Source organism: Buttiauxella sp. AC142 (genome assembly GCF_979253435.1).
This window is the reverse complement of sequence record NZ_CEEDCH010000001.1, coordinates 1,768,844-1,789,029: the sequence shown is the minus strand read 5'-3', so window position 1 is coordinate 1,789,029 and position 20,186 is coordinate 1,768,844. Positions and strand designations below refer to the sequence as shown.

Here is a 20,186-nt window from a genome sequence, read left to right as displayed (position 1 = left end):
CGGGGAATGTGGTGGATGACGCTTCGCTTATCCACCCTACAAAACCAAACCGTATCCCGAAATCACAGATTATTGCGGTAACAACTCATAACGCGGATCGGCAAGTGGACTCACCACCAACGGCTCCGCCAGTTTCAGCGTAATCCAGTTAGACGTCACTTTCTGGCCCTTATCATCTTCAATCACCACAGAAAGACGATATTCATTCGGGCCGTTATCGTTCCACATCGGCATGATCATGCTCCAGCCGTTAGTGTCGCGGTTATTCGCAGGCGGCGTCAGGCTCAACGCCTGGGTATCGCCCTGCCAGGTAATATTGCGGATTTTATGGCTGGCGCGAATTTGCAGCTTAAGTGCCACCGTTTCGCCCGCATGCAATTCCCATGGCGGCGTCGCCAAAAATACCGATAACGTTTTACGCTGGCGATATTCCATCACCGGCAAGGAATCACGCTCCACGTTGTCGTAACGGCTGCCGCGTAATGAACTGGTGGTCGCAACTTCAGCCGCAGACAACTGTTTTGCCACCGGCACACCAAAACGGTAATTCAGCTTCAGGCCGAGATTATCCTGCGATACGCCGCTTTCACCCTGCTTATGCTGCGCGGTGAGCGTCAGCAGCGGTATCGGCGTGTAACTCAATCCCATCGTCACCGCCACCGGGTTACGATAACCCGTACCGCTATCAAACAAGTCAACGCTATTACCGTAGTATTTCTCGAAGCTGAGGCTGGTATTGATATGGCGATAAAACGGCAGCCACGCCTGCGCGGTAATGTCATAACCTCGCGCCAGACGCTGCTCCAGAGTTTCGCTACTCCCGTCCTGCCAACTGGATAATGGCTGATAATAATTAGCCGACAGACGTAAATACTCGCCCCACGCTTCGGTGCCAAACCCGGCACGCTGTAAATTGTTGGCAAGCTGATTGTCGTAAAAAGCGTTATATCCCAGCAGCCAGCCGCCCGCCACCCAACGCTGCCCGGCACCGATATTCCCTATCGACCCGTCGTCATGCTGGGTAAACCCCACCTGGCTCCAGGTGAGATAACGGTTGTTATCCTGCCAGGGCGTAAACAAAGAGGCGCTGCTGCCGTTCCAGTTACCGTGCTCATCCACCAGCAAATTGACGCTGGCTTTCCCCCAGGGAGATAACAGCGATTCCGCTTCACTGGTGACTTTGTCGGTGAGCACATCGCGCAGGCGAGTAAAAGCCAGCAATCGCGCCTGATCCCCCGCATCCAGCCCATCATCGACCATGCTGGCTTCACCGAATTTCTTTGCCATGGCGGCAATTTCACGTGCGGCGGCGTCCGATTCCGGGGCCATCCCCAAATCGGGCAGTTGTTCGGTTGACTGGTCAAAAGGGTTTTCGGCTTTCTCGATAAAGGTCTGGCGGGTACTGGCAGCCCCTCCAGCGCTAAGGAGTGCGTATGACAGGGTGAAAAATGGAACGGCTTTTCTAAACATCTGGAAATTATAACATCACACCGCAGCAATTCATTCCCAAACTCGTAAACACGGATTACTCCGGGTGTTATTTCAACAACGCTTTCAGCTCTGGAATACAAGAGCCGCAGTTGGTGCCACAACGCAGTTTTTCACCCAGTTGTGCGACGGACTGGCAGCCCCCTGCGATTGCGGCAAGAATCGTTTTCTCTCCCACACCAAAGCAACTACACACTGTCGAACCCACATCGGCATGTGCGCCGGGCGCTTTTCCGGCTAACAGCCGATGGCGATCCGCCGCCGTTTTCGGGGCCTGTTCAAACGCATTCACTACCGCAGCCGTGGCGATCTGAGGCCAGGCGTTTGCGCTATAGAAAGCCAGCTGTAACTCCCCGTATTGCCAGGCGAGGACATGGTAAAACTGACCGTCTCCGCTGGCGGTTTGCAACTGCCAGCCGCGTCCGGCAGCAAGCGCTTCTATCCATGCAGAAGCATGAGTGTCTGCGGCACACAGGAAATGCGTAACACCGGGTGAAGCCTGCTTCCACCATTGGATCTCCTGCGCAAACACGATATCTTCACGCGCAAAAATCTCACCACACCATCCAGGCTGCCAGCGCTGAATGCGCACGGCTGTTTGTTTGCTTTCAGGCTGCCCGGAATGGGGATCGCACACGCTTTTCACCAGGCTGTTGATCTGCCCTTTACGCGCAAACTGCTGGTTCCAGTGCATCGGTACAAACACGTTTCCCGGCAGTTGGTTTTCGCTCACCCACGCCTTCGCAACCATGCCACCGGAACGTGAAGCCACTCTGACCAGACCACTATTAGTGACACCGTAACGTTTGGCGTCACGCGGATGGATCTCCAGTAACGGCATTTTCATGTGCTGCATCAGGCGCGGCACGTTGCCAGTGCGCGTCATGGTGTGCCACTGGTCGCGAATACGCCCGCTGTTGAGAATCAGCGGGTAAGTGTGGTCGGCGCTCGCCTGGGGTAAAGCCGGTTCAACCGGCAGCAACTGGAACTTCCCGTTCGGATGCCAGCTTTTAAAGGGTGGATGCTCCTGCCCCGTGACTGGCCAGCGCACAGGTTCAAGCGCGTCGTATTGCACGCGGCTTAAATTTGCCAGACCGCTGATATCAAATGCGCGAGTGCCGTTATTTTCATAGCCGGAAAGAGCCGCATGTTCGCTGAATATTTGATGGGGATGTTGCCACTGAAAGGCTTCGCGATAACCCAGGCGTTGGGCAATTTGCGCGACCATCCACCAGTCGGCGCGCGCTTCGCCCGGTGCGGGTAGAAACGCACGCTGGCGGGAAATACGCCGTTCAGAGTTGGTGACGGTTCCGTTTTTTTCTCCCCATGCCAGTGCCGGAAATTTGACGGTGGCGAAACGCGAAGTATCCGTGTCTGACACCACCTCCGAGACAATCACCAGCGGGCATTTCGCCAGTGCCTGCGCCACATGCGAGCTATCCGGCAGCGAAACCAGGGGATTGGTGCCCATAATCCACACGGCTTTGACTTCACCGCGCCCTACCGCTTCAAACAGTTCGACGGCCATTAACCCCGGCGTTTCGGCAATACGTTCAGTACCCCAAAAACGCCCGACACGGGCGATATCGGCTGGCTCAAAATTCATATGGCAGGCCAGTTGATTCGCCAGGCCGCCGACTTCACGCCCGCCCATGGCATTCGGTTGTCCGGTCAGCGAAAAGGGGCCGCACCCTTCGCGCCCAATTTTGCCGCTCGCCAGATGCACGTTGATGATCGCATTGCATTTATCACTGCCGCTCGACGACTGGTTAATGCCCATGGTGTAAAGCGTCATCGCCCGGTTTGCCTGGGCGAACCATTGCCATAAAGTCTGCACATCCGCGCTTTCGAGCTGGCAAAAGTCCGCGCATTTCTCCAGTGTCCAGTCGGCGGCGATATCCAGCGCTGCGGTTTGCCCGTCAAATGTCGTTTCCGCCAATGACGGCTGCAAATGGTTCAATAACCCAACAAACAATGCGGCGTCACTGCCCGGACGAAGCGCGAGGTGCAAATCGGCAATGTCACACGTCGCCGTACGACGCGGGTCGATAACCACCATTTTCATCTGCGGGCGCTGTTGTTTAGCCTTCATCAGGCGTTGATACAGAACCGGATGCGCCCAGGCCGCATTGGAACCCACCAGGATAACCAAGTCAGTTTGCTCAAGATCCTCATAGCTGCATGGCACAAAATCCGCGCCAAATGCGCGTTTGTATCCCACTACCGCCGAGGACATACACAGCCGCGAATTGGTGTCGATATTCCCCGCGCCAATAAACCCCTTCATCAGCTTATTGGCTGCGTAATAATCCTCGGTCAACAACTGGCCGGAGGCGTAAAACGCCACCGCTTTGGGGCCGAACTCGTCAATAATCGCCTGCAAACGATGCGCCGTTTCATCCAGCGCGGCTTCCCATTCCACGCGCTCGCCATTGATTTCGGGATACAGCAAACGCCCTTCCAGACCCAGCGTTTCGCCTAATGCCGCACCTTTGACGCACAGCCGCCCAAAGTTTGCCGGATGCTGTTTGTCACCGCTTATCTCAAAACCTCGGCTCTCGGTTTGACGAACCTCCACACCGCAACCGACGCCGCAGTAAGGGCATGTTGAACGCACGACGTTAGTCATGATGCCTCCGCACGCATAATCAGCGCCTGGCTTCCCACCCACACGGTGCCTTGTTCCACTTTCACCGGCCAGGCGCGAACCGCCTGTTCGCCATCCTGAGTGCGCCCGTCGCGCAGACGAATGCGATGTTTATACAGCGGGGAAATAACAATCGGCTCGCCGCCCGCATCGCCGACAATACCGCGCGAAAGCACGTTGGCATCGCTGCCCGGCTCGAGGTTATCGAGCGCGTAAATCGCATCGCCAAAACGGAACAGAGCGATTTGCAGCTCGCCTAAACGCGCGCCAATGCCTGCCTGCAAAGGAATGGCGTTGATATCACACACCGCGTGCCAGGGTTTGGCTGGCGTCGTGGGGGGCAGATGGACAACTTCGCTGACCGGTTGTAACTGGCCGCGCAGAGTCTGACGCTGCACCGCTTCGTCCGGTTGTTCGCTGTTCACGTAAGAGCGGAACAATGCCAGGCGATCCGGGCTGTTGAGCGTGGTTTGCCATTCGCACTGGAAGGTATCGACTACGCTGACCATCTCTTTTTCCAGCTCGTCAGCAAGGCCGAGGCTGTCGTGCAAAATCACCTCGCGCAGATAGTCGATTCCGCCCTCAAGGTTATCCATCCAGGTGCTGGTGCGTTGCAGACGGTCGGCGGTGCGGATGTAAAACATCAGCAAACAGTCGATGGTGCGGATTAGCGTTTCCCGGTCGAGATCGCTGGCGAACAAGTCCGCATGGCGCGGTTTCATGCCGCCATTTCCGCAAACATAAAGGTTCCAGCCCTTGTCTGTCGCAATCACACCGATATCTTTACTCTGTGCTTCGGCACATTCCCTGGTGCAACCGGAGACTGCCATTTTGATTTTGTGCGGCGAACGCAGGCCCTTGTAGCGGTTCTCGAGTTCAATCGCCAGCCCCGTTGAATCTTGTACGCCGTAACGGCACCAGGTCGAACCAACGCAGGATTTCACGGTGCGCAGTGATTTACCGTAGGCGTGTCCGGTTTCAAAGCCCGCCGCGACCAGCTCTTCCCAAATCGCCGGTAGCTCTTCCAGGCGAGCGCCAAACAGGTCGATTCGCTGGCCGCCGGTAATTTTGCTGTATAGCTGGTAGCGTTTTGCCACCTGACCAATCGCAATTAAACCATCGGGTGTGATTTCGCCTGCCGGTACACGCGGCACAATGGAGTAGGTGCCATCTTTCTGGATGTTAGCGAAATAACGGTCATTGGTGTCCTGTAACGGTAGATGGGCAGGTTTGAGTAAATACTCGTTCCAGCACGACGCCAGCACCGACGCCGCCAGTGGCTTGCAAATCTCACAGCCGTGACCATGACCGTAACGGCTTATCAGCTGTTCAAAACTGCGGATATGGTTAACGCGCACCAGATGGTAGATTTCCTGGCGCGAGTACGGGAAGTGTTCGCAGATGTCCTTTTTCACCTCCACGCCCTGCTCTTGTAACTGGTATTCCATCACCTGTTTCACCAGTGCCGAACAGCCGCCGCAGCCTGTTGCCGCTTTGGTGCATGCCTTAATCGCGCCCATGTCTCCCGCGCCGTTGCTTACCGCGGCGCAAATATCCGCTTTGCTGACGTTATGGCACGAGCAAATTTGTGCGCTTTCCGGTAATGCCGCGACACCCAACCCTTTTGGCGCGCCGCCTGCCATTGTTGGCAAAATCAGGCTTTCCGGTTGTGCAGGTAGCGCCATGCCGTTGAGCATCATTTGCAGCAGCGTGGCGTATTCCTGGCTGTCGCCCACCAGTACGCCACCGAGCAGGGTTTTGTTATCGGCAGAGACCACGATTTTTTTGTAGATTTGCTGTGGGCCGTGGGTCCACTGGTAACTCTGGCAGCCTGGCGTGCGCCCGTGAGCGTCACCAAATGAGGCCACTTCCACGCCGAGCAATTTCAGTTTGGTGCTCATATCGGCACCCAGGAATGCTGATTCCTGCCCGGCAAGGGTTGCAGCCGTTACACGTGCCATTTGATAACCCGGCGCGACCAGACCGAAAATTTTCCCTTCCCAAAGTGCGCATTCGCCGATGGCATAAATTGCACTGTCGCTGGTTTGGCAACGGTCGTTAATCACAATCCCACCGCGTTCGCCAAGTGCGAGTTCACTGCTACGTGCCAGCGCATCTTGCGGACGGATACCCGCAGAGAAGACGATGAGATCGGTATTGAGCGTCTCGCCATCGGCGAAATTAAGCTGCAAACCGTCAACGTCGGTAATCGCTGTTGTAGATTTGCTGGTATGCACCTGCACGCCAATATCGCTGATTTTTTCGCGCAGCATCGCCGCACCCGCGTTATCGAGTTGCACCGCCATGAGATTGGGCGCGAACTCCACAACATGCGTTTCCAGACCCAGCTGTTTGAGCGCATTTGCCGCTTCCAGCCCCAGCAAACCACCGCCAATCACGACGCCGCGAGTGGCATTGCGGGCCCGTTCGGCAATGGCGTCCAGGTCATCAAGCGTGCGGTAAACAAAACAGCCTGGCAGGTCGTGACCCGGAACCGGTGGCACAAACGGAAACGACCCGGTCGCCAGCACCAGTTTGTCGTACCAGGTTTCACGTCCTTCATGGTCACGCACCACCCGTTGCTGGCGGTCAATTTCAACGATTTTACTGTTGCAACGCAGCTCAATACCGTTCTCTGCAAAGAAATCGCCCTGCACCATTGAGAGCGACTGGGCGCTGCGTCCCGCAAAATATTCCGACAGATGCACACGGTCATATGCCGGGTGGCGTTCTTCGCCAAACACCACAATGTGATGGCTGTGATGCAGTTTCTGCGCCACGCACTGTTCCAGAAAGTGGTGTCCGACCATGCCGTGACCAATTACTACCAGCGTTGCTTTTGTCATGTCGTCATTTCCGGCAGCCAACGGCTGCTCATCAGAGTGGTATTCATCAAACAGCACGTCAGGCGTAACGGGCGCCGCGCTGAGTAAAATATCGGTGAGTGTATTAGCAGGGGTGATATCACCCATTAACAGTGCGCCCACCAGCTTGCCGTCCCGCAAATGCAGGCAGCGATAATGTCGGGTGATGGGATCAAAGGCGGTGAGCACGCGTGTGTCCGGTTGGCTGCGAATGTCGCCTGCGGAAAATAGCGGGATACCGCTGACTTTCAGGCGCGTGCCGCGATCCTGATAGTGGAAGTCGTTTAAAGCGCTACCACATAAACGGGCGGCTAAAACGTCGGCCTGTTGCAGACAAGGTGCCACCAGCCCCCAGGTTTGCCCGTCTATTTCGCAGCATTCGCCCAATGCGCTGACGCAGGGCGTCGTGCTACGCAGTTGTGCATCAACGCTGATGCCGCGCTGGCAAGAAATACTCGCCTGCTGCGCAAGCCGGATATTGGGTTTTACGCCGGTGGCGATAATCACTCGCCCGGCGGGTAAAACATCGCCATTGCTTAACGTCACGCTAGTTTCAGAAATGCGCTCAATGCCGCAATTGAGCTGGCAGCAAATCCCCCGTTGTGCGAGATGCTCCGCAAGCAAAGCACCAGCCTGCGGGTTGAGTTGAATATCCATGAGCCATGGCTGACGGTGAATCAGAGTGACGGAAATGCCCCGCGCACACAGTGCCGCCGCGGCTTCCACCCCCAGTAAACCTCCGCCAAGTACCACAACATTGCCTTCGCCGCCAAGAATTGCATCGACATCTGCCAGGGTGCGAAAACCATGCACATGAGGCTGTTGATGGCCGTCAATCGGCGGAATAAACGGGTATGAGCCGGTGGCAAAAACCAGTTCGTCATATTCGAGCGTGCGACTATCAGAGCGAACCGTCTGGCGCTGCGTGTCCACCTCCAGGACCGCCTCTCCCGTGAGCAACTCAATGCCGTGGGAAACGTACCACGCAGCGTCGTGTAACTGCGTCGCCTGGGCGGTTTGTTCCCCCGCCAACACCGGCGAGAGCAAAATGCGGTTGTAACTCAGCACCGGCTCTTCACCAAAAACAGTAATGGCAAAACGTCCCGCCGCTCGCGCCACGATTTGCTCCACCAGGCGGATAGCGGACATGCCGTTGCCGATCACAATCAGACGTCGCATCATGAGCGGCTCCTCAGGCAGCCTTAGGCTGCTTTTCGTAGAGGAAGCGCAGCACCTGCTGGCGCAGATGGTGATAGCGGTTGTCTTCCGCCAGTTCCACGCGATGACGCGGACGTGGTAAATCAACCAATAGCGTTTCACCCACGGTGGCCGCCGGGCCGTTGGTCATCATTAATACGCGGTCAGAAAGCAGCACCGCTTCATCGACGTCATGAGTAATCAGCACAATGGTGGTGTGCAGTTCTTGTTGAATGTGCATCACGGCATCTTGCAAATGGGCGCGGGTCAAGGCATCGAGGGCGCCAAATGGTTCGTCCATCAGCAACACTTTCGGTTTCATCGCCAGCGCGCGGGCAATGCCAACACGCTGTTTCATGCCGCCGGAAATTTCGCCAGGACGCTGATTGATGGCATGCCCCATTTGCACGCGCTCAAGGTTGTGAATAATCCATTCGCGGCGTTCGGCGCGGTTCATGGTGTGGCGAAAGACTTGATCCACCGCCAGCGCCACGTTTTCAAAACAGGTCATCCACGGCAGCAAAGAGTGGTTCTGAAACACCACGGCGCGCTCAGGCCCCGGCCCGGCGATTTCGCGGTTGTCGCACAGCAGGCCGCCTTCGGAGGGCAACGTTATTCCAGCAATCAAATTCAGCAGCGTGGATTTGCCGCATCCTGAGTGACCAATCAGGCTGATGGTTTCGCCTTCTTCAATATCAAAACTGACGTTGCTCAGCGCTAAAAACTCGCCGCTGGCAGTGGAAAAACGCTGGCTAACATTTTGAACCTGAATAATTTTCTTCATGATTATTTCTCCCAGCTGAAGCGACGCGCCAGCAACATCAAACCCTGCTCGAGCAGCAGCCCGACGACGCCGATAATCACAATCGCAATAAGAATGTTTTCGACGTTGAGGTTGTTCCACTCATTCCAGATCCAGAAACCGATCCCCAACCCGCCGGTGAGCATTTCAGCGGCGACAATCACCAACCATGCAATGCCAATGGATAAACGCACGCCGGTTAATACCGCGGGTAAAACCGCCGGGAACAAAATCTTGCGCATCACCGTCCATTCGGAAAGTTTCAGCACCCGCGCCACGTTGAGGTAATCATCCGGGATGCGTTTGACGCCCTCGGCGGTGTTAATCACCATCGGCCAGATAGAGCAGATAAAAATGGTCCAACTCGATGCCGGTTCTGCTTTCTGGAACAACAGCAGGCCAATCGGTAGCCAGGCCAACGGGCTGACCGGGCGCAATAACGAAATAATCGGGTTGAACATGCGGGCCAAGAAGGTAAAGCGGCCAATCAGGAAACCCGCCGGAATACCGACAATGGCCGCGAGGCCAAACCCAACCGCTACGCGCTGGAGCGAGGCAAGCACATTCCAGCCGATACCCTGATCGTTTGGCCCGGCGTTATAGAACGGGTCTGAAAACAGCGTAATCGCTGATTGCAGCGTACTGAGCGGCGTGGGAAAACCCTGGCTATTTAGCGCGGCGATTTGCCAGGCGACAATCAACAACCCCATCCCCAAAACAGCAGGCACCAGGCGCTGGAAAAAACTCAGGCTATATGCGCGCCACGGCGATTTACGGCGGCGAACGGTGACCGGCGGCAGAGTAATGACTTCCCCTGGCGTGGCGCTAAGTGCTGTGGTCGGCGGTTTCTGTGCAGGCTGATTCATGTCATTCCCCTTAGCGTTTGTTAATGGCAAAACTTGCGGCGTAGGCAGCCGGATCGCTGCCGTTCCAGGTGCTTCCATCCATCAGGGTGCTGGTGCGCATCGGGGTGGCTGGTATGGAAATGTTGCCCACGGCGGTCGCGGCTTGCTGATAGATATCAATGCGGTTGATACGTTTGGCGACGGCAAGGTAATCCGGGTCGCTATCCAGCAGGCCCCAACGACGGTGTTGTGTCAGGAACCACATGCCGTCAGAAAGCCACGGGAAGGTCACTTCACCCTCGCGGAAGAAATGCATGGCATGGTCGTCCTGCCATTTTTTGCCGATGCCGTTGTCGTATTGTCCGAGCATGCGCCCGGTCAGATAGTCCGCTTTAGTGTTCAGATAAGCGCGTCCGGCAAGGACACTTGCGGTTTCACGGCGATTGTCGTCACTGGCGTCAATCCAGCGCGACGCTTCAAGAATGGCCGCCACCAGCGCACGGGCGGTATTCGGGTTTTGTTCGACCCAGGCACTGCGCGTGCCAAGAATTTTTTCCGGATGATCCGGCCAGATGGATTGCGAGGTTGCGGCGGTAAAACCGACCCCGTCGCTAATGGCTCTTTGGTTCCAGGGTTCACCGACACAAAAACCGTGCATGTTGCCGATGCGCATGTTCATCACCATTTGCGGAGGAGGAACCACAACGGTTCGCACATCGGTAAACGGGTTGATTCCCGCCTGTGCCAGCCAGTAATACAGCCACATCGCGTGTGTGCCCGTCGGGAAGGTATGCGCGAAGGTAAAACTGCCCGGCGCTTTGCTGGCCACGAGTTTTTTCAGGCTTTCCGCATCCGTCACGCCCTGCTTTGCAAGATCCATCGAAAGAGAGATCGCCTGGCCGTTATTGTTGAGCGTCATCAGATTGGCCATTGACTGTTGCTTACCGGCGATACCCATTTCCAGCCCGTAGACCAGCCCGTATAAAACATGGGCGGCATCAAGTTCGCCGGAAACCATTTTGTCGCGCACGGCAGCCCAGCTCGCCTCTTTACTCGGCACAATCGAAATACCGTATTTTTTATCGAAGCCTTTGACCGCGGCCATGACGACCGAGGCGCAATCGGTAAGCGGAATAAAACCGACTTTCACCGTGGTTTGCTCCGGTTTGTCGCTCCCCGCAGCCCACACAGAATTCATCATGCCCGGCAGCAAATATGCACCGCCTAGTGCCGCACCCGCCTGTAGAAATCGGCGGCGCGAGAGGGTTATGGTTTTATTGCTCATCGGCTTCTTCCTGATAAAAAGGTAAAAAAAAAGCGCCCGACAATGTGTGGTCAGCACATTGAAGGACGCCTTTGTCCAACCCGAACCACACCGCCATTGGCGCAATTCGGGTCAAAATAATTTTCATAATGAGTGTTGCAACTCGCGTGCCAGTTTTTGAAGGCTGTAATACATGGGTTCTGATGGAAAACAGGGTGTGACTCGCACCATAAACACGCAGTTTACGCCCACTGTTTGTGCAGCTACTCCTTAGTGGGTATCTGCCAGATATCCGCCACAGACACCATCGCGCTGGCGACATCCACCATGCGCTTGTTCTGGTTCATTGCCATCTTGCGCAGGGTCTGCCACGCCTGTTCTTCGCTGTACCCCTGATGGCGAATGAGTAGCGCTTTGGCCTGATCGATCACTTTGCGTTCCTCAAGCGTTGCCTGGAGCGAGGCCAATTGTTGAGCCATGGCTTCGAGTTGCCGCGCCTGTTGACGCACCAACGGCAAAAGATGACGGTCAAAATAACGTTCTGCGTCGTGGCTGCCGTGCCCTGCCACCCAACGGGCAATTTCAAGCTCGTCTGGATCTCTTTGCTGCAAAACCTGCCCGAGCGCTTGCTGTGCCTGCGCCATAACAGTCTCGATTAGCGCATCTTCCACCTCTTTGAGCGCATCAATTCGCGTCGTTAACAGTGCAAACCAGCGTAGCGCGCGTTGTGGTTCATCGCCGTCGTGTTGCAGTCGGGTGCAGGCCATGCGACGGAGTTGTTCGGTTTCGCGACACGGTTCACCACAGGTCTGAAATTGCTGGCGCAGTTGCGAGTCCGTCATGCTGCAAAAAGCCTCAAAACAGTGTTGCTGGCTGTCGATTCTGTCGACCAGTTGCTGGCGCAATGTGTCGCTAAACTCCCCCAGAGTAAACCCGAGCGCACCAATTGCCCGCTCTTGCCCGGCAAGTTCTTTACCCTGCATAAAACTGAATAACGCCGCCAGCGCGCGAGCCACACCGGCATCCTCAACCACATTGCTGGTTTCGGGAACAATACTCAGCAGATGACGCAGGGTAATATTGAACTGCTCCATGGCCTGCAACGGCTGAATCTGTTGAGCGGTAATCTGTGTGCGCAGCGAGGGTAATCGTTCAAGGTAATGCAGCGCGCAGGCAAGACTGACAAGTAGCGCGCTTCCCGGCAGGTAATCCGGTTCGGCGATAGCCTGGCGGAAAAGCGCCAGCTCACGATCAACCCCGGCGATACAACGCAGATGTTCATCACCAAACATCCGACCGGAGGAGCACAGCCAAATGTTGGAAGCCCCGCGTTCGCGTTGTAGCATATGGGCGAGCCTGGCTATGCAGCCGGTGAGTTCACCGATTTGCAAAATATCCTGCAACTGCTCACGCCCACGAGTTTGGGCCGCCATTAAAAAGTCACGAGCAGTGGGATTCACGGCGACGATAGCCTTCATAAAACGCTCCTGAACGGCATGTATTGCTATAGATAAGCAAAAGTCGTGCCGAAGGGTGCACAGGAGAATACATGCAAAAAATAGTAATTATTGCCAACGGAGCTGCTTACGGCAGCGAATCTCTGTTTAACAGCCTGCGCCTGGCTATCGCGTTATGCGACCAACAGCCGCAACCGGAAGTGAAACTGTTTTTGATGTCTGACGCAGTGACTGCGGGTTTACGCGGCCAGAAACCGTCTGAAGGCTACAACATTCAGCAAATGCTGGAGATTTTGACTGCGCAGAATGTGCCGGTAAAACTGTGCAAGACCTGCACCGACGGGCGCGGCGTCACGGCTTTGCCTTTGGTTGAGGGGGTTGAGATTGGCACGTTGGTTGAACTGGCTGAGTGGACGCTGGCCGCAGATAAAGTCTTAACCTTCTGATACCAGATTTAATGATGACCAGAGGCTAATTTTCCGCATAAAAATTCATCTGCTGAATGGTTTCAGGTACATGTACACTAAAGTTGATTCGTTACAGCATTTTTTGATCAAAGTCAGCATTTGTGACGCCGGGGTCTGGTGTTATGCGTTAAGTGCGATTTGTGAACAACATCACTGATTGCCAGCAAAACCAGCGGCGCGGATGTCTAACTTTGTTGTGATAGCGGAGTATAAAAATGCCTGTAGTGAAAGCCAGTCTGCATCTTTTCGGCGGTGATACCGTGGTGGTTCACTGTTCAAATAAAAGCCATATTCATTTGATGAGCGACAACAGTTCTGCGGGCAAACCGCAGGCGGATATTTTGAGTGTGGAAGATAAGCAGTCTGCTTATTTGACGGTACCGTACAGCGGGAAGTGGAAGGTGCTGATTGATAGCCACAGCAAATCGCTTGAGCATTCAATTAGTTATGTCCCTGCTTAAAAGCATTATTCCGGCTCTTATGACTAAGAGCCGGAATGAATTTTATGCGAAGTGAGTTTGCAAATCCCCTTCATCGCCCTTCGGTTGTAGCCAGTCTCTGACTTTATTGACCAGCTCATCCAGGCAATCGTCATGCATTCCCCGATTGATCAACTCTTGTTCCAGCGAGAAGAGATACTGCGCATTGGTGCCCAGTGGGCCACTGGCGGCGGCAATTAACGGCGCGATAATTTCAGCTCGCGTATCGGCTTCGTAAAGCGGATGACGCGGATCCATGATAAATACCAGCGCGTTAACGACGCGACCATCATCAAGTTCGAGTTTACACCACGTCGGCAAATAGCAGCCGGTGATCATTTCCCGTTTCCACACCAGCGTCAGCTCATCTTCAAGCATGGCTTCGGGAAGGCGGTAAGCCAGACCCGTGGTGCGCCCGCCTTCTTTGAGCGCCAGCATGCGCCCAGGCTGACAAGCGGTTCCGCGCCCTGCCGTCAAACGCAGGCAAAAAGCACGGTGCCAGCCAACTAGCGTTCCTGCAGCTGACTCTTCATATTCAAATGCCGGGTTCCACATCAGCGAACCATAGCCGAAAATCCATACGGGGCTGTTATCGGGACGACAAGCAATTGTCGCGGCGAGTGATGCCGAGCGCTGCTCAGGACTCCACAACAACGATTCCTCAATGGAACCAAAAGCTGTCTTACAATCCGCTTTCATTAAGAAATCACGCGTTAACACCATACACCTCCGCCACTGCAAACTTCCGTGTGACTACGTCAGATGCGCCTTCCGGGCTTTTTAGTTACTGCTTAATATTAAAACAACATATATCTGAACATAAGCAATTAGCGGGGCGCTGGCAAGTTTGATGTCGATCACAAAACAACAAAAATGTCATATTAACTTGCCATACTGATGTGTGTTGCGGCGTTTGAACATGGATATCAATACATTATGTAGGGTTTACTTTTTCTTGTGCCATTTGTCGTCATCCCCTTTTTGATACCCGTGTTTCACTGCCGCCCAGGCGACCTTATGGGCTGTTTCTTCGCGACTGGCATCATCGCGACGGTCATCTTTATCTTTATATTCATCCCAGGCGCTATTAAATGCCTCTTTGTAGATATCCTGGGCATGGGCGGGAAGAACGTTTTGAACATTGTCAGGGAGGTCACTTCGGCTGTTGTAAGGCATCACACCATCCTCAGTCAGGGAAAACTAAAGTGTGAAACAACATGTGTGATTTTGCCAGGAATCGGGATTATTGCTTTTATAGAAATCCTATCTCTATGTTTAGTATTGCTTAAAATCAGTAAACTGTGATTTTTATTCATCAGAAATACTATGGCTATATAAGCGGTAAAACTGAGTAAATTTCCCCATAAAAACGCCTTAGTTTGCTATTTTAGCGGGGTTTTAATGTCCGACTATAATAACTAAATTGCTTAATACCTATGCAACTGGAGAAGTATTTTGACCAAAACACAACATGAGGCGGTGAAAACCCGTCATAAGGAGAGTTCCCTCATTTTCCCGGTATTAGCGCTGGTCGTACTGGCTGTGTGGGGAGGAAGCCAGTCTTTACCGGCGGTTGTAGGGATTAATATTCTGGCCCTGGTGGGCATTTTAAGTAGTGCTTTTAGCGTGGTGCGTCATGCTGACGTGCTTGCGCACCGTTTAGGTGAACCCTATGGTTCCCTGATTCTTAGTCTTTCGGTGGTTATTCTAGAAGTTAGCTTAATTTCTGCATTAATGGCGACCGGTGATGCCGCGCCGACACTGATGCGCGACACGCTCTATTCGATCATCATGATTGTGACGGGGGGGCTGGTCGGTTTCTCGCTTCTGCTGGGTGGAAATAAATTCGCCACACAGTACATGAACCTGTTTGGCATCAAACAGTATTTGATTGCCCTGTTTCCCCTTGCAGTGATTGTGCTGGTGTTACCCACAGCACTTCCGGAAGGTAATTTTAGTACCGGCCAGGCGTTAATGGCGGCCGCTATTTCAGCGGCAATGTATGGCGTGTTCTTGTTGATTCAGACCAAAACGCACCAGAGTCTGTTTGTCTATGAACATGAAGATGAGTCTGATGACGACGACCCACATCATGGTAAACCGTCAGCGCACAGCAACACCTGGCACGCCATCTGGCTGATTGTGCATTTGGTTGCGGTCATTGCGGTGACTAAGATGAATGCGGGGCCACTGGAATCGCTGCTCACGACGCTGAATGCGCCAGCGCAATTTACGGGCTTCCTGGTGGCGCTATTGATTCTCTCCCCTGAAGGTTTAGGGGCGTTGAGAGCGGTGCTGAGTAACCAGGTGCAGCGCGCAATGAACCTGTTCTTTGGCTCAGTGCTGGCAACTATTTCACTGACGGTGCCGGCGGTGACATTGATTGCCATGCTAACTGGCAACGATCTGACCTTTGGTTTAGGGATGCCGGAGTTGGTGGTGATGCTCACGTCGCTGGTGTTGTGCCAGATTTCGTTCTCAACCGGGCGAACCAATGTGCTTAATGGTACGGCGCACCTTGCGTTGTTTGCCGCCTATTTGATGACGATCTTTGCCTGATAATACAAAGGTATAAAAAAAGCCCTTATCGCGAGATAAGGGCTTTTTATTTTCTGATTCAGAAAATTACTTGCTGGTGTCCAGCGGTTCGAAATTCTTCACCAGATCGTCAATCGCTTTAATCTGCTTGAGGAATGGCTCAAGTTTCGCCAGTGGCAATGCAGATGGACCATCGCAACGTGCGTTGTCTGGATCCGGGTGTGCTTCGATAAACAGGCCAGCCAGACCCGTAGCCATGCCAGCACGAGCCAGTTCAGTGACCTGAGCACGACGGCCGCCAGATGCGGAGCCAAACGGATCACGGCATTGCAGGGCGTGAGTCACGTCGAAGATGACCGGTGAACCGTTGGAAACCTGCTTCATCACGCTGAAGCCCAGCATGTCGACGACTAAGTTGTCGTAACCGAAGTTAGCGCCACGGTCGCACAGAATGATTTGATCGTTGCCGCCTTCATGGAATTTATCAACGATATTACCCATTTGGCCAGGGCTAACGAACTGTGGTTTCTTAACGTTGATTACCGCGCCGGTTTTAGCCATCGCTTCAACGAGATCGGTCTGACGAGCAAGGAACGCAGGCAACTGAATCACATCAACCACATCGGCAACAGGTTGCGCCTGGCTTGCTTCATGAACATCAGTAATGATTTTCACGCCGAAGGTTTGCTTCAGTTCCTGGAAAATCTTCATCCCTTCTTCCAGGCCAGGGCCACGGTAAGAGTTGATGGATGAACGGTTGGCTTTATCGAAAGACGCTTTGAAGACGTAAGGAATACCCAGTTTCTGAGTGACGGTGACGTAATGCTCACAAATCCGCATCGCCAGATCGCGGGATTCCAGCACGTTCATGCCGCCAAACAGCACGAATGGCAGGTCGTTTGCGACCTTGATGTCACCAATCTTAACTACTTTTTGTTCCATCTTTATCTCGCCTTGTTGGAAAATATTTAAAAATTTGGCATCAGTGCAAGGTGATCTGCTTTTGCGAAATCGAGTTAATTTGCGCTTTGATCATCTCGCTTATCGGGTCTTCCGGGCACTGCTCAACAAAATAGCTGAGGTCTGTCAGTGCTACGTGTTCGCAATCGAGTTGAGCATAAATCAAACCACGGTCGCGGATTTCGTACGGATCTTCCGGATTAAACTGGAGCAGAACCTGGCTTGCACGCAGTGCCAGCTCCATTTGACGCTCTTCCATCAATGCCGATTTCAGGGTGTCGAGCAACTTACGCACCACTTCCGCGTTATCGGCTTCGTCTAAATCTTCATCGAACAGCTCGGCAGTCGGCCCAACGTTACCTTTCAGCCACACTTCCAGCGTGTGTTCGTTGAGTGTGTCACCGTTAAACGGGTTGATAAGCCACATTTCACCGTCCATCCAGTCGCCGCGTAAAATTAACTGCGTCGGGAAAATGACCGGATTTAATGGAATATCAAGGCGTTCGGCAATCCACAACAGTATGGCGCCCAATGACACCGCACTGCCCTGGCGTTTTGCCAGCACTTTATCGAGCCACAACGCATCAGATAAACGGTAAACGCCACTGGCGTCTTTAAAACCCCAGGTGCCATAAAACAGTTCGATTAATTTTTCGAGTTGCACATCCTGGTGCAGACCCTCGCAGATCTCTTCACGCGCCTGACGGGCCAGGCTTTCCAGTTGTGCACGTACTTCTTGCGCCGGGAAATCATCACGGATCAGCTGCGAGACTAAAACCATACCCTCGCACAACGGCGCCTGATTGAATTCAAAATCGGCCAACGACCTCATGACTTACCCCAATAATGGTATTTTTGTGGTGGCGAGTTTAATGATGATGTAAAGCACCACCAGGGCCAACAAAAAGGCAAACAGCCGAATTTGCTGGCTGCGCGGGCGTTTGCCCAGCACGATAAACCCTAAAACGATATAGATAATAACGCCAAATAGCTTCTCAGTCAGCCATGCACCTTGCGGCGTGAAGGGATAGAAATGCGTAATCATCACTAATGCGGCGCCACTGACAAGCAATACTGTGTCGTTGATATGCGGCACAATGCGCACCCAGCGCTTGTTTGACATCGCTGAATGACGGTATTGCCACCAATAGCGTAAAACGAACAGACTGATGGAAATAAAGACCGTCAGAATATGCAAATGCTTGAGCGCGAAGTAAGTTGCCATTTTGCTCAGTTCCTTATGTAAAAATAGCGTCCCACTGTCAGACGGTCGTTCCCACCGTAATCCTGACAGCTCTGTATCTCGGTATATCCAGCATCATTAAACAGTTCACGCACCTGCGCCGCCTGCTGCCAACCATGTTCGAGCAGCACCCAGCCACCTGGCTCAAGGAAATTTCGCGCAGTCTCTACCAACGTGCGTAAATCGGCTAAACCGTGGTTTTCAGCTACCAACGCGCTACGAGGTTCAAAACGCACGTCGCCCTGTGAAAGGTGCGGATCTTGCGCATCAATGTACGGCGGGTTACTGACAATCACGCTAAAACGTTGTGTATTGAGCGCACTAAACCAATCGCTTTGCAAGACCTCAACATTGGGAATTCCGAGGCGACTCGCATTATCGCGAGCAAGTTCTACAGCATCAGGGATAAGGTCGAGGGCGGTGACGCAACAATCCGGGCGTTCGCTGGCAATCGCCAGGGCAATTGCCCCGGTTCCGGTGCCTAAGTCCAACACGGAACATGGCGTTTCAGGCATTCTGGCGAGGGCTTGTTCAACCAGGCATTCAGTATCTGGACGCGGGATTAACGTCACCGGCGAAACTCGCAGCGGCAGCGACCAAAACTCACGCTCGCCCACCAGGTGAGCGATAGGCTCACCCTTCACTCGGCGTGCCAGCAAACCGTCCAACCGCTGTAACTGTTCGGCGGTCAGTTCGGTTTCACCAAAGGCCAGAATGAAGGTTCGCGCTTTTCCAGTGACGAAACCGAGCAGGATTTCCGCGTCACGACGCGGACTTTCACTTTCCTGAAGCTGGGCGATGGCATGTTGTAGCCAGTATTTAAAATCCATTAATCCTGCTCAGACAGCGCCGCTAACTGGTCTGCCTGGAATTCTTGCACGATGGGTTCGATAAGCCCGTCGAGCTTACCTTCCATCACTTCATCAAGACGATATAACGTCACGTTGATGCGGTGATCGGTCACACGGCCTTGCGGGAAATTATAGGTACGGTTGCGGTCTGAACGGTCGCCACTGCCCAGCAGGTTACGGCGCGTTGACGCTTCTTCTTGCTGACGCTTAGCTATTTCAGCGGCACGAATACGCGAACCCAACACAGAAAGCGCTTTGGCTTTGTTTTTGTGCTGCGAACGTTCGTCCTGGCACTCAACAACGATACCGGTAGGCAAGTGGGTAATACGAATTGCGGAGTCGGTGGTGTTAACGTGCTGACCGCCCGCGCCCGAAGAACGGAAGGTGTCGATACGCAAATCACCAGGGTTGATATCCGGCAGTTCCGCTTCTGGAATTTCTGGCATCACCGCAACGGTGCACGCTGAAGTGTGGATACGGCCCTGGGATTCAGTCGCAGGAACACGCTGCACGCGATGGCCTCCGGACTCGAATTTCAGACGCCCATAAACCCCATCGCCGCTGATTTTAGCGATAACTTCTTTAAAGCCGCCGTGTTCGCCTTCGTTGGCGCTGAGGATTTCAACTTTCCAACGACGTGATTCCGCATAACGACTGTACATGCGGAACAGATCGCCTGCGAAGATAGCCGCTTCATCGCCACCCGTTCCGGCGCGAACTTCAACAAAGGCATTGCGTTCGTCATCCGGATCTTTCGGCAGTAACAGCACTTGCAGTTGTTGTTCTAATTCTTCGCTATCACTTTTTGCCTGGTTTAATTCTTCTTGCGCCATCTCGCGCATTTCCGGGTCATCAAGCATGCTCTGCGCGGTTTCAATATCTTCCTGAACCTGGCGCCATTGCAGGAAGCAACGGGAAACGTCGCTTAATTGAGCGTATTCACGCGACAGCGCGCGGAAACGGTCCTGGTCGGCAATTGTGGAAGCATCACCAAGCAGGGCCTGAACTTCTTCATGGCGCTCTTGCAGGGCTTCTAGTTTGGCAACGATAGAAGACTTCATGGGCGGTGTTTCACCTTGTAATA

At 53.8% G+C, this 20,186-nt stretch carries 17 protein-coding genes; 3 read left to right on the top strand and 14 right to left on the bottom strand.

Features of this window, described 5'->3' with window-relative positions:
* Positions 1 to 69 precede the first annotated feature (69 nt).
* From AC0IWZ_RS08185 to AC0IWZ_RS08155, 7 genes are all read right to left on the bottom strand, one after another.
* Complete coding sequence (locus AC0IWZ_RS08185) at positions 70 to 1,470, bottom strand: YchO/YchP family invasin (protein ID WP_471677643.1); 1,401 nt, start codon at positions 1,468 to 1,470, stop codon at positions 70 to 72.
* Positions 1,471 to 1,537: 67 nt separating this feature from the next.
* The gene (locus AC0IWZ_RS08180; protein WP_471677644.1) at positions 1,538 to 4,117 is read right to left on the bottom strand and encodes a nitrate reductase; all 2,580 of its coding nucleotides are present in this window, start codon (positions 4,115 to 4,117) and stop codon (positions 1,538 to 1,540) included.
* Positions 4,114 to 8,181, bottom strand: coding sequence for a nitrite reductase large subunit NirB (nirB, locus tag AC0IWZ_RS08175; RefSeq protein WP_471677645.1), 4,068 nt, complete (start codon positions 8,179 to 8,181; stop codon positions 4,114 to 4,116). The genes AC0IWZ_RS08180 and nirB overlap by 4 nt, the downstream gene beginning before the upstream one ends.
* A 10-nt stretch (positions 8,182 to 8,191) precedes the next feature.
* Positions 8,192 to 8,980, bottom strand: a complete 789-nt coding sequence (locus AC0IWZ_RS08170) for an ABC transporter ATP-binding protein (protein WP_410372595.1) — start codon at positions 8,978 to 8,980, stop codon at positions 8,192 to 8,194.
* 2 nt (positions 8,981 to 8,982) lie between these two features.
* The gene (gene ntrB / locus AC0IWZ_RS08165) at positions 8,983 to 9,864 is read right to left on the bottom strand and encodes a nitrate ABC transporter permease (protein ID WP_471677646.1); all 882 of its coding nucleotides are present in this window, start codon (positions 9,862 to 9,864) and stop codon (positions 8,983 to 8,985) included.
* A gap of 10 nt (positions 9,865 to 9,874) precedes the next feature.
* Positions 9,875 to 11,128, bottom strand: coding sequence for a CmpA/NrtA family ABC transporter substrate-binding protein (locus AC0IWZ_RS08160; RefSeq protein WP_471677647.1), 1,254 nt, complete (start codon positions 11,126 to 11,128; stop codon positions 9,875 to 9,877).
* A 242-nt stretch (positions 11,129 to 11,370) separates the two neighbouring features.
* A complete protein-coding gene (locus tag AC0IWZ_RS08155; protein ID WP_471677648.1) occupies positions 11,371 to 12,585 on the bottom strand; it encodes a nitrate- and nitrite sensing domain-containing protein in 1,215 nt (404 codons plus the stop codon).
* Between the two features lie 71 nt (positions 12,586 to 12,656).
* Here AC0IWZ_RS08155 and AC0IWZ_RS08150 point away from each other — a divergent pair, with 71 nt between their 5' ends.
* Entirely contained in the window at positions 12,657 to 13,010 is a 354-nt protein-coding gene (locus AC0IWZ_RS08150; protein ID WP_471677649.1) for a DsrE/DsrF/TusD sulfur relay family protein, read from the top strand.
* Positions 13,011 to 13,246: 236 nt separating this feature from the next.
* Positions 13,247 to 13,492, top strand: coding sequence for a DUF1883 domain-containing protein (locus AC0IWZ_RS08145; protein WP_034494958.1), 246 nt, complete (start codon positions 13,247 to 13,249; stop codon positions 13,490 to 13,492).
* Between the two features lie 42 nt (positions 13,493 to 13,534).
* Here the strand turns inward: AC0IWZ_RS08145 and AC0IWZ_RS08140 are convergent, their stop codons facing one another.
* Entirely contained in the window at positions 13,535 to 14,230 is a 696-nt protein-coding gene (locus AC0IWZ_RS08140; RefSeq protein ID WP_034495092.1) for a gamma-glutamylcyclotransferase, read from the bottom strand.
* Positions 14,231 to 14,455: 225 nt separating this feature from the next.
* A complete protein-coding gene (gene chaB, locus AC0IWZ_RS08135; RefSeq protein ID WP_471677650.1) occupies positions 14,456 to 14,686 on the bottom strand; it encodes a putative cation transport regulator ChaB in 231 nt (76 codons plus the stop codon).
* Positions 14,687 to 14,965: 279 nt separating this feature from the next.
* Here chaB and chaA point away from each other — a divergent pair, with 279 nt between their 5' ends.
* On the top strand, positions 14,966 to 16,069 hold the full coding sequence (chaA, locus tag AC0IWZ_RS08130; RefSeq protein WP_034494956.1) for a sodium-potassium/proton antiporter ChaA: 1,104 nt from the start codon (positions 14,966 to 14,968) through the stop codon (positions 16,067 to 16,069).
* A gap of 66 nt (positions 16,070 to 16,135) precedes the next feature.
* Here the strand turns inward: chaA and kdsA are convergent, their stop codons facing one another.
* The 5 genes from kdsA to prfA are packed head-to-tail and all read right to left on the bottom strand — an operon-like array spanning position 16,136 to position 20,163.
* Entirely contained in the window at positions 16,136 to 16,990 is an 855-nt protein-coding gene (kdsA, locus tag AC0IWZ_RS08125; protein WP_034494955.1) for a 3-deoxy-8-phosphooctulonate synthase, read from the bottom strand.
* A 40-nt stretch (positions 16,991 to 17,030) separates the two neighbouring features.
* A complete protein-coding gene (gene sirB1, locus AC0IWZ_RS08120; RefSeq protein WP_034494954.1) occupies positions 17,031 to 17,840 on the bottom strand; it encodes an invasion regulator SirB1 in 810 nt (269 codons plus the stop codon).
* A gap of 3 nt (positions 17,841 to 17,843) precedes the next feature.
* On the bottom strand, positions 17,844 to 18,233 hold the full coding sequence (locus AC0IWZ_RS08115) for a SirB2 family protein (protein ID WP_034494953.1): 390 nt from the start codon (positions 18,231 to 18,233) through the stop codon (positions 17,844 to 17,846).
* A 5-nt stretch (positions 18,234 to 18,238) separates the two neighbouring features.
* Positions 18,239 to 19,081: a peptide chain release factor N(5)-glutamine methyltransferase gene (gene prmC / locus AC0IWZ_RS08110; protein ID WP_034494952.1), complete on the bottom strand. Its 843-nt coding sequence runs from the start codon at positions 19,079 to 19,081 to the stop codon at positions 18,239 to 18,241.
* On the bottom strand, positions 19,081 to 20,163 hold the full coding sequence (gene prfA, locus AC0IWZ_RS08105; protein ID WP_034494951.1) for a peptide chain release factor 1: 1,083 nt from the start codon (positions 20,161 to 20,163) through the stop codon (positions 19,081 to 19,083). Before prfA ends, prmC begins: the two co-directional genes overlap by 1 nt.
* Between the last annotated feature and the right edge of the window lie 23 nt (positions 20,164 to 20,186).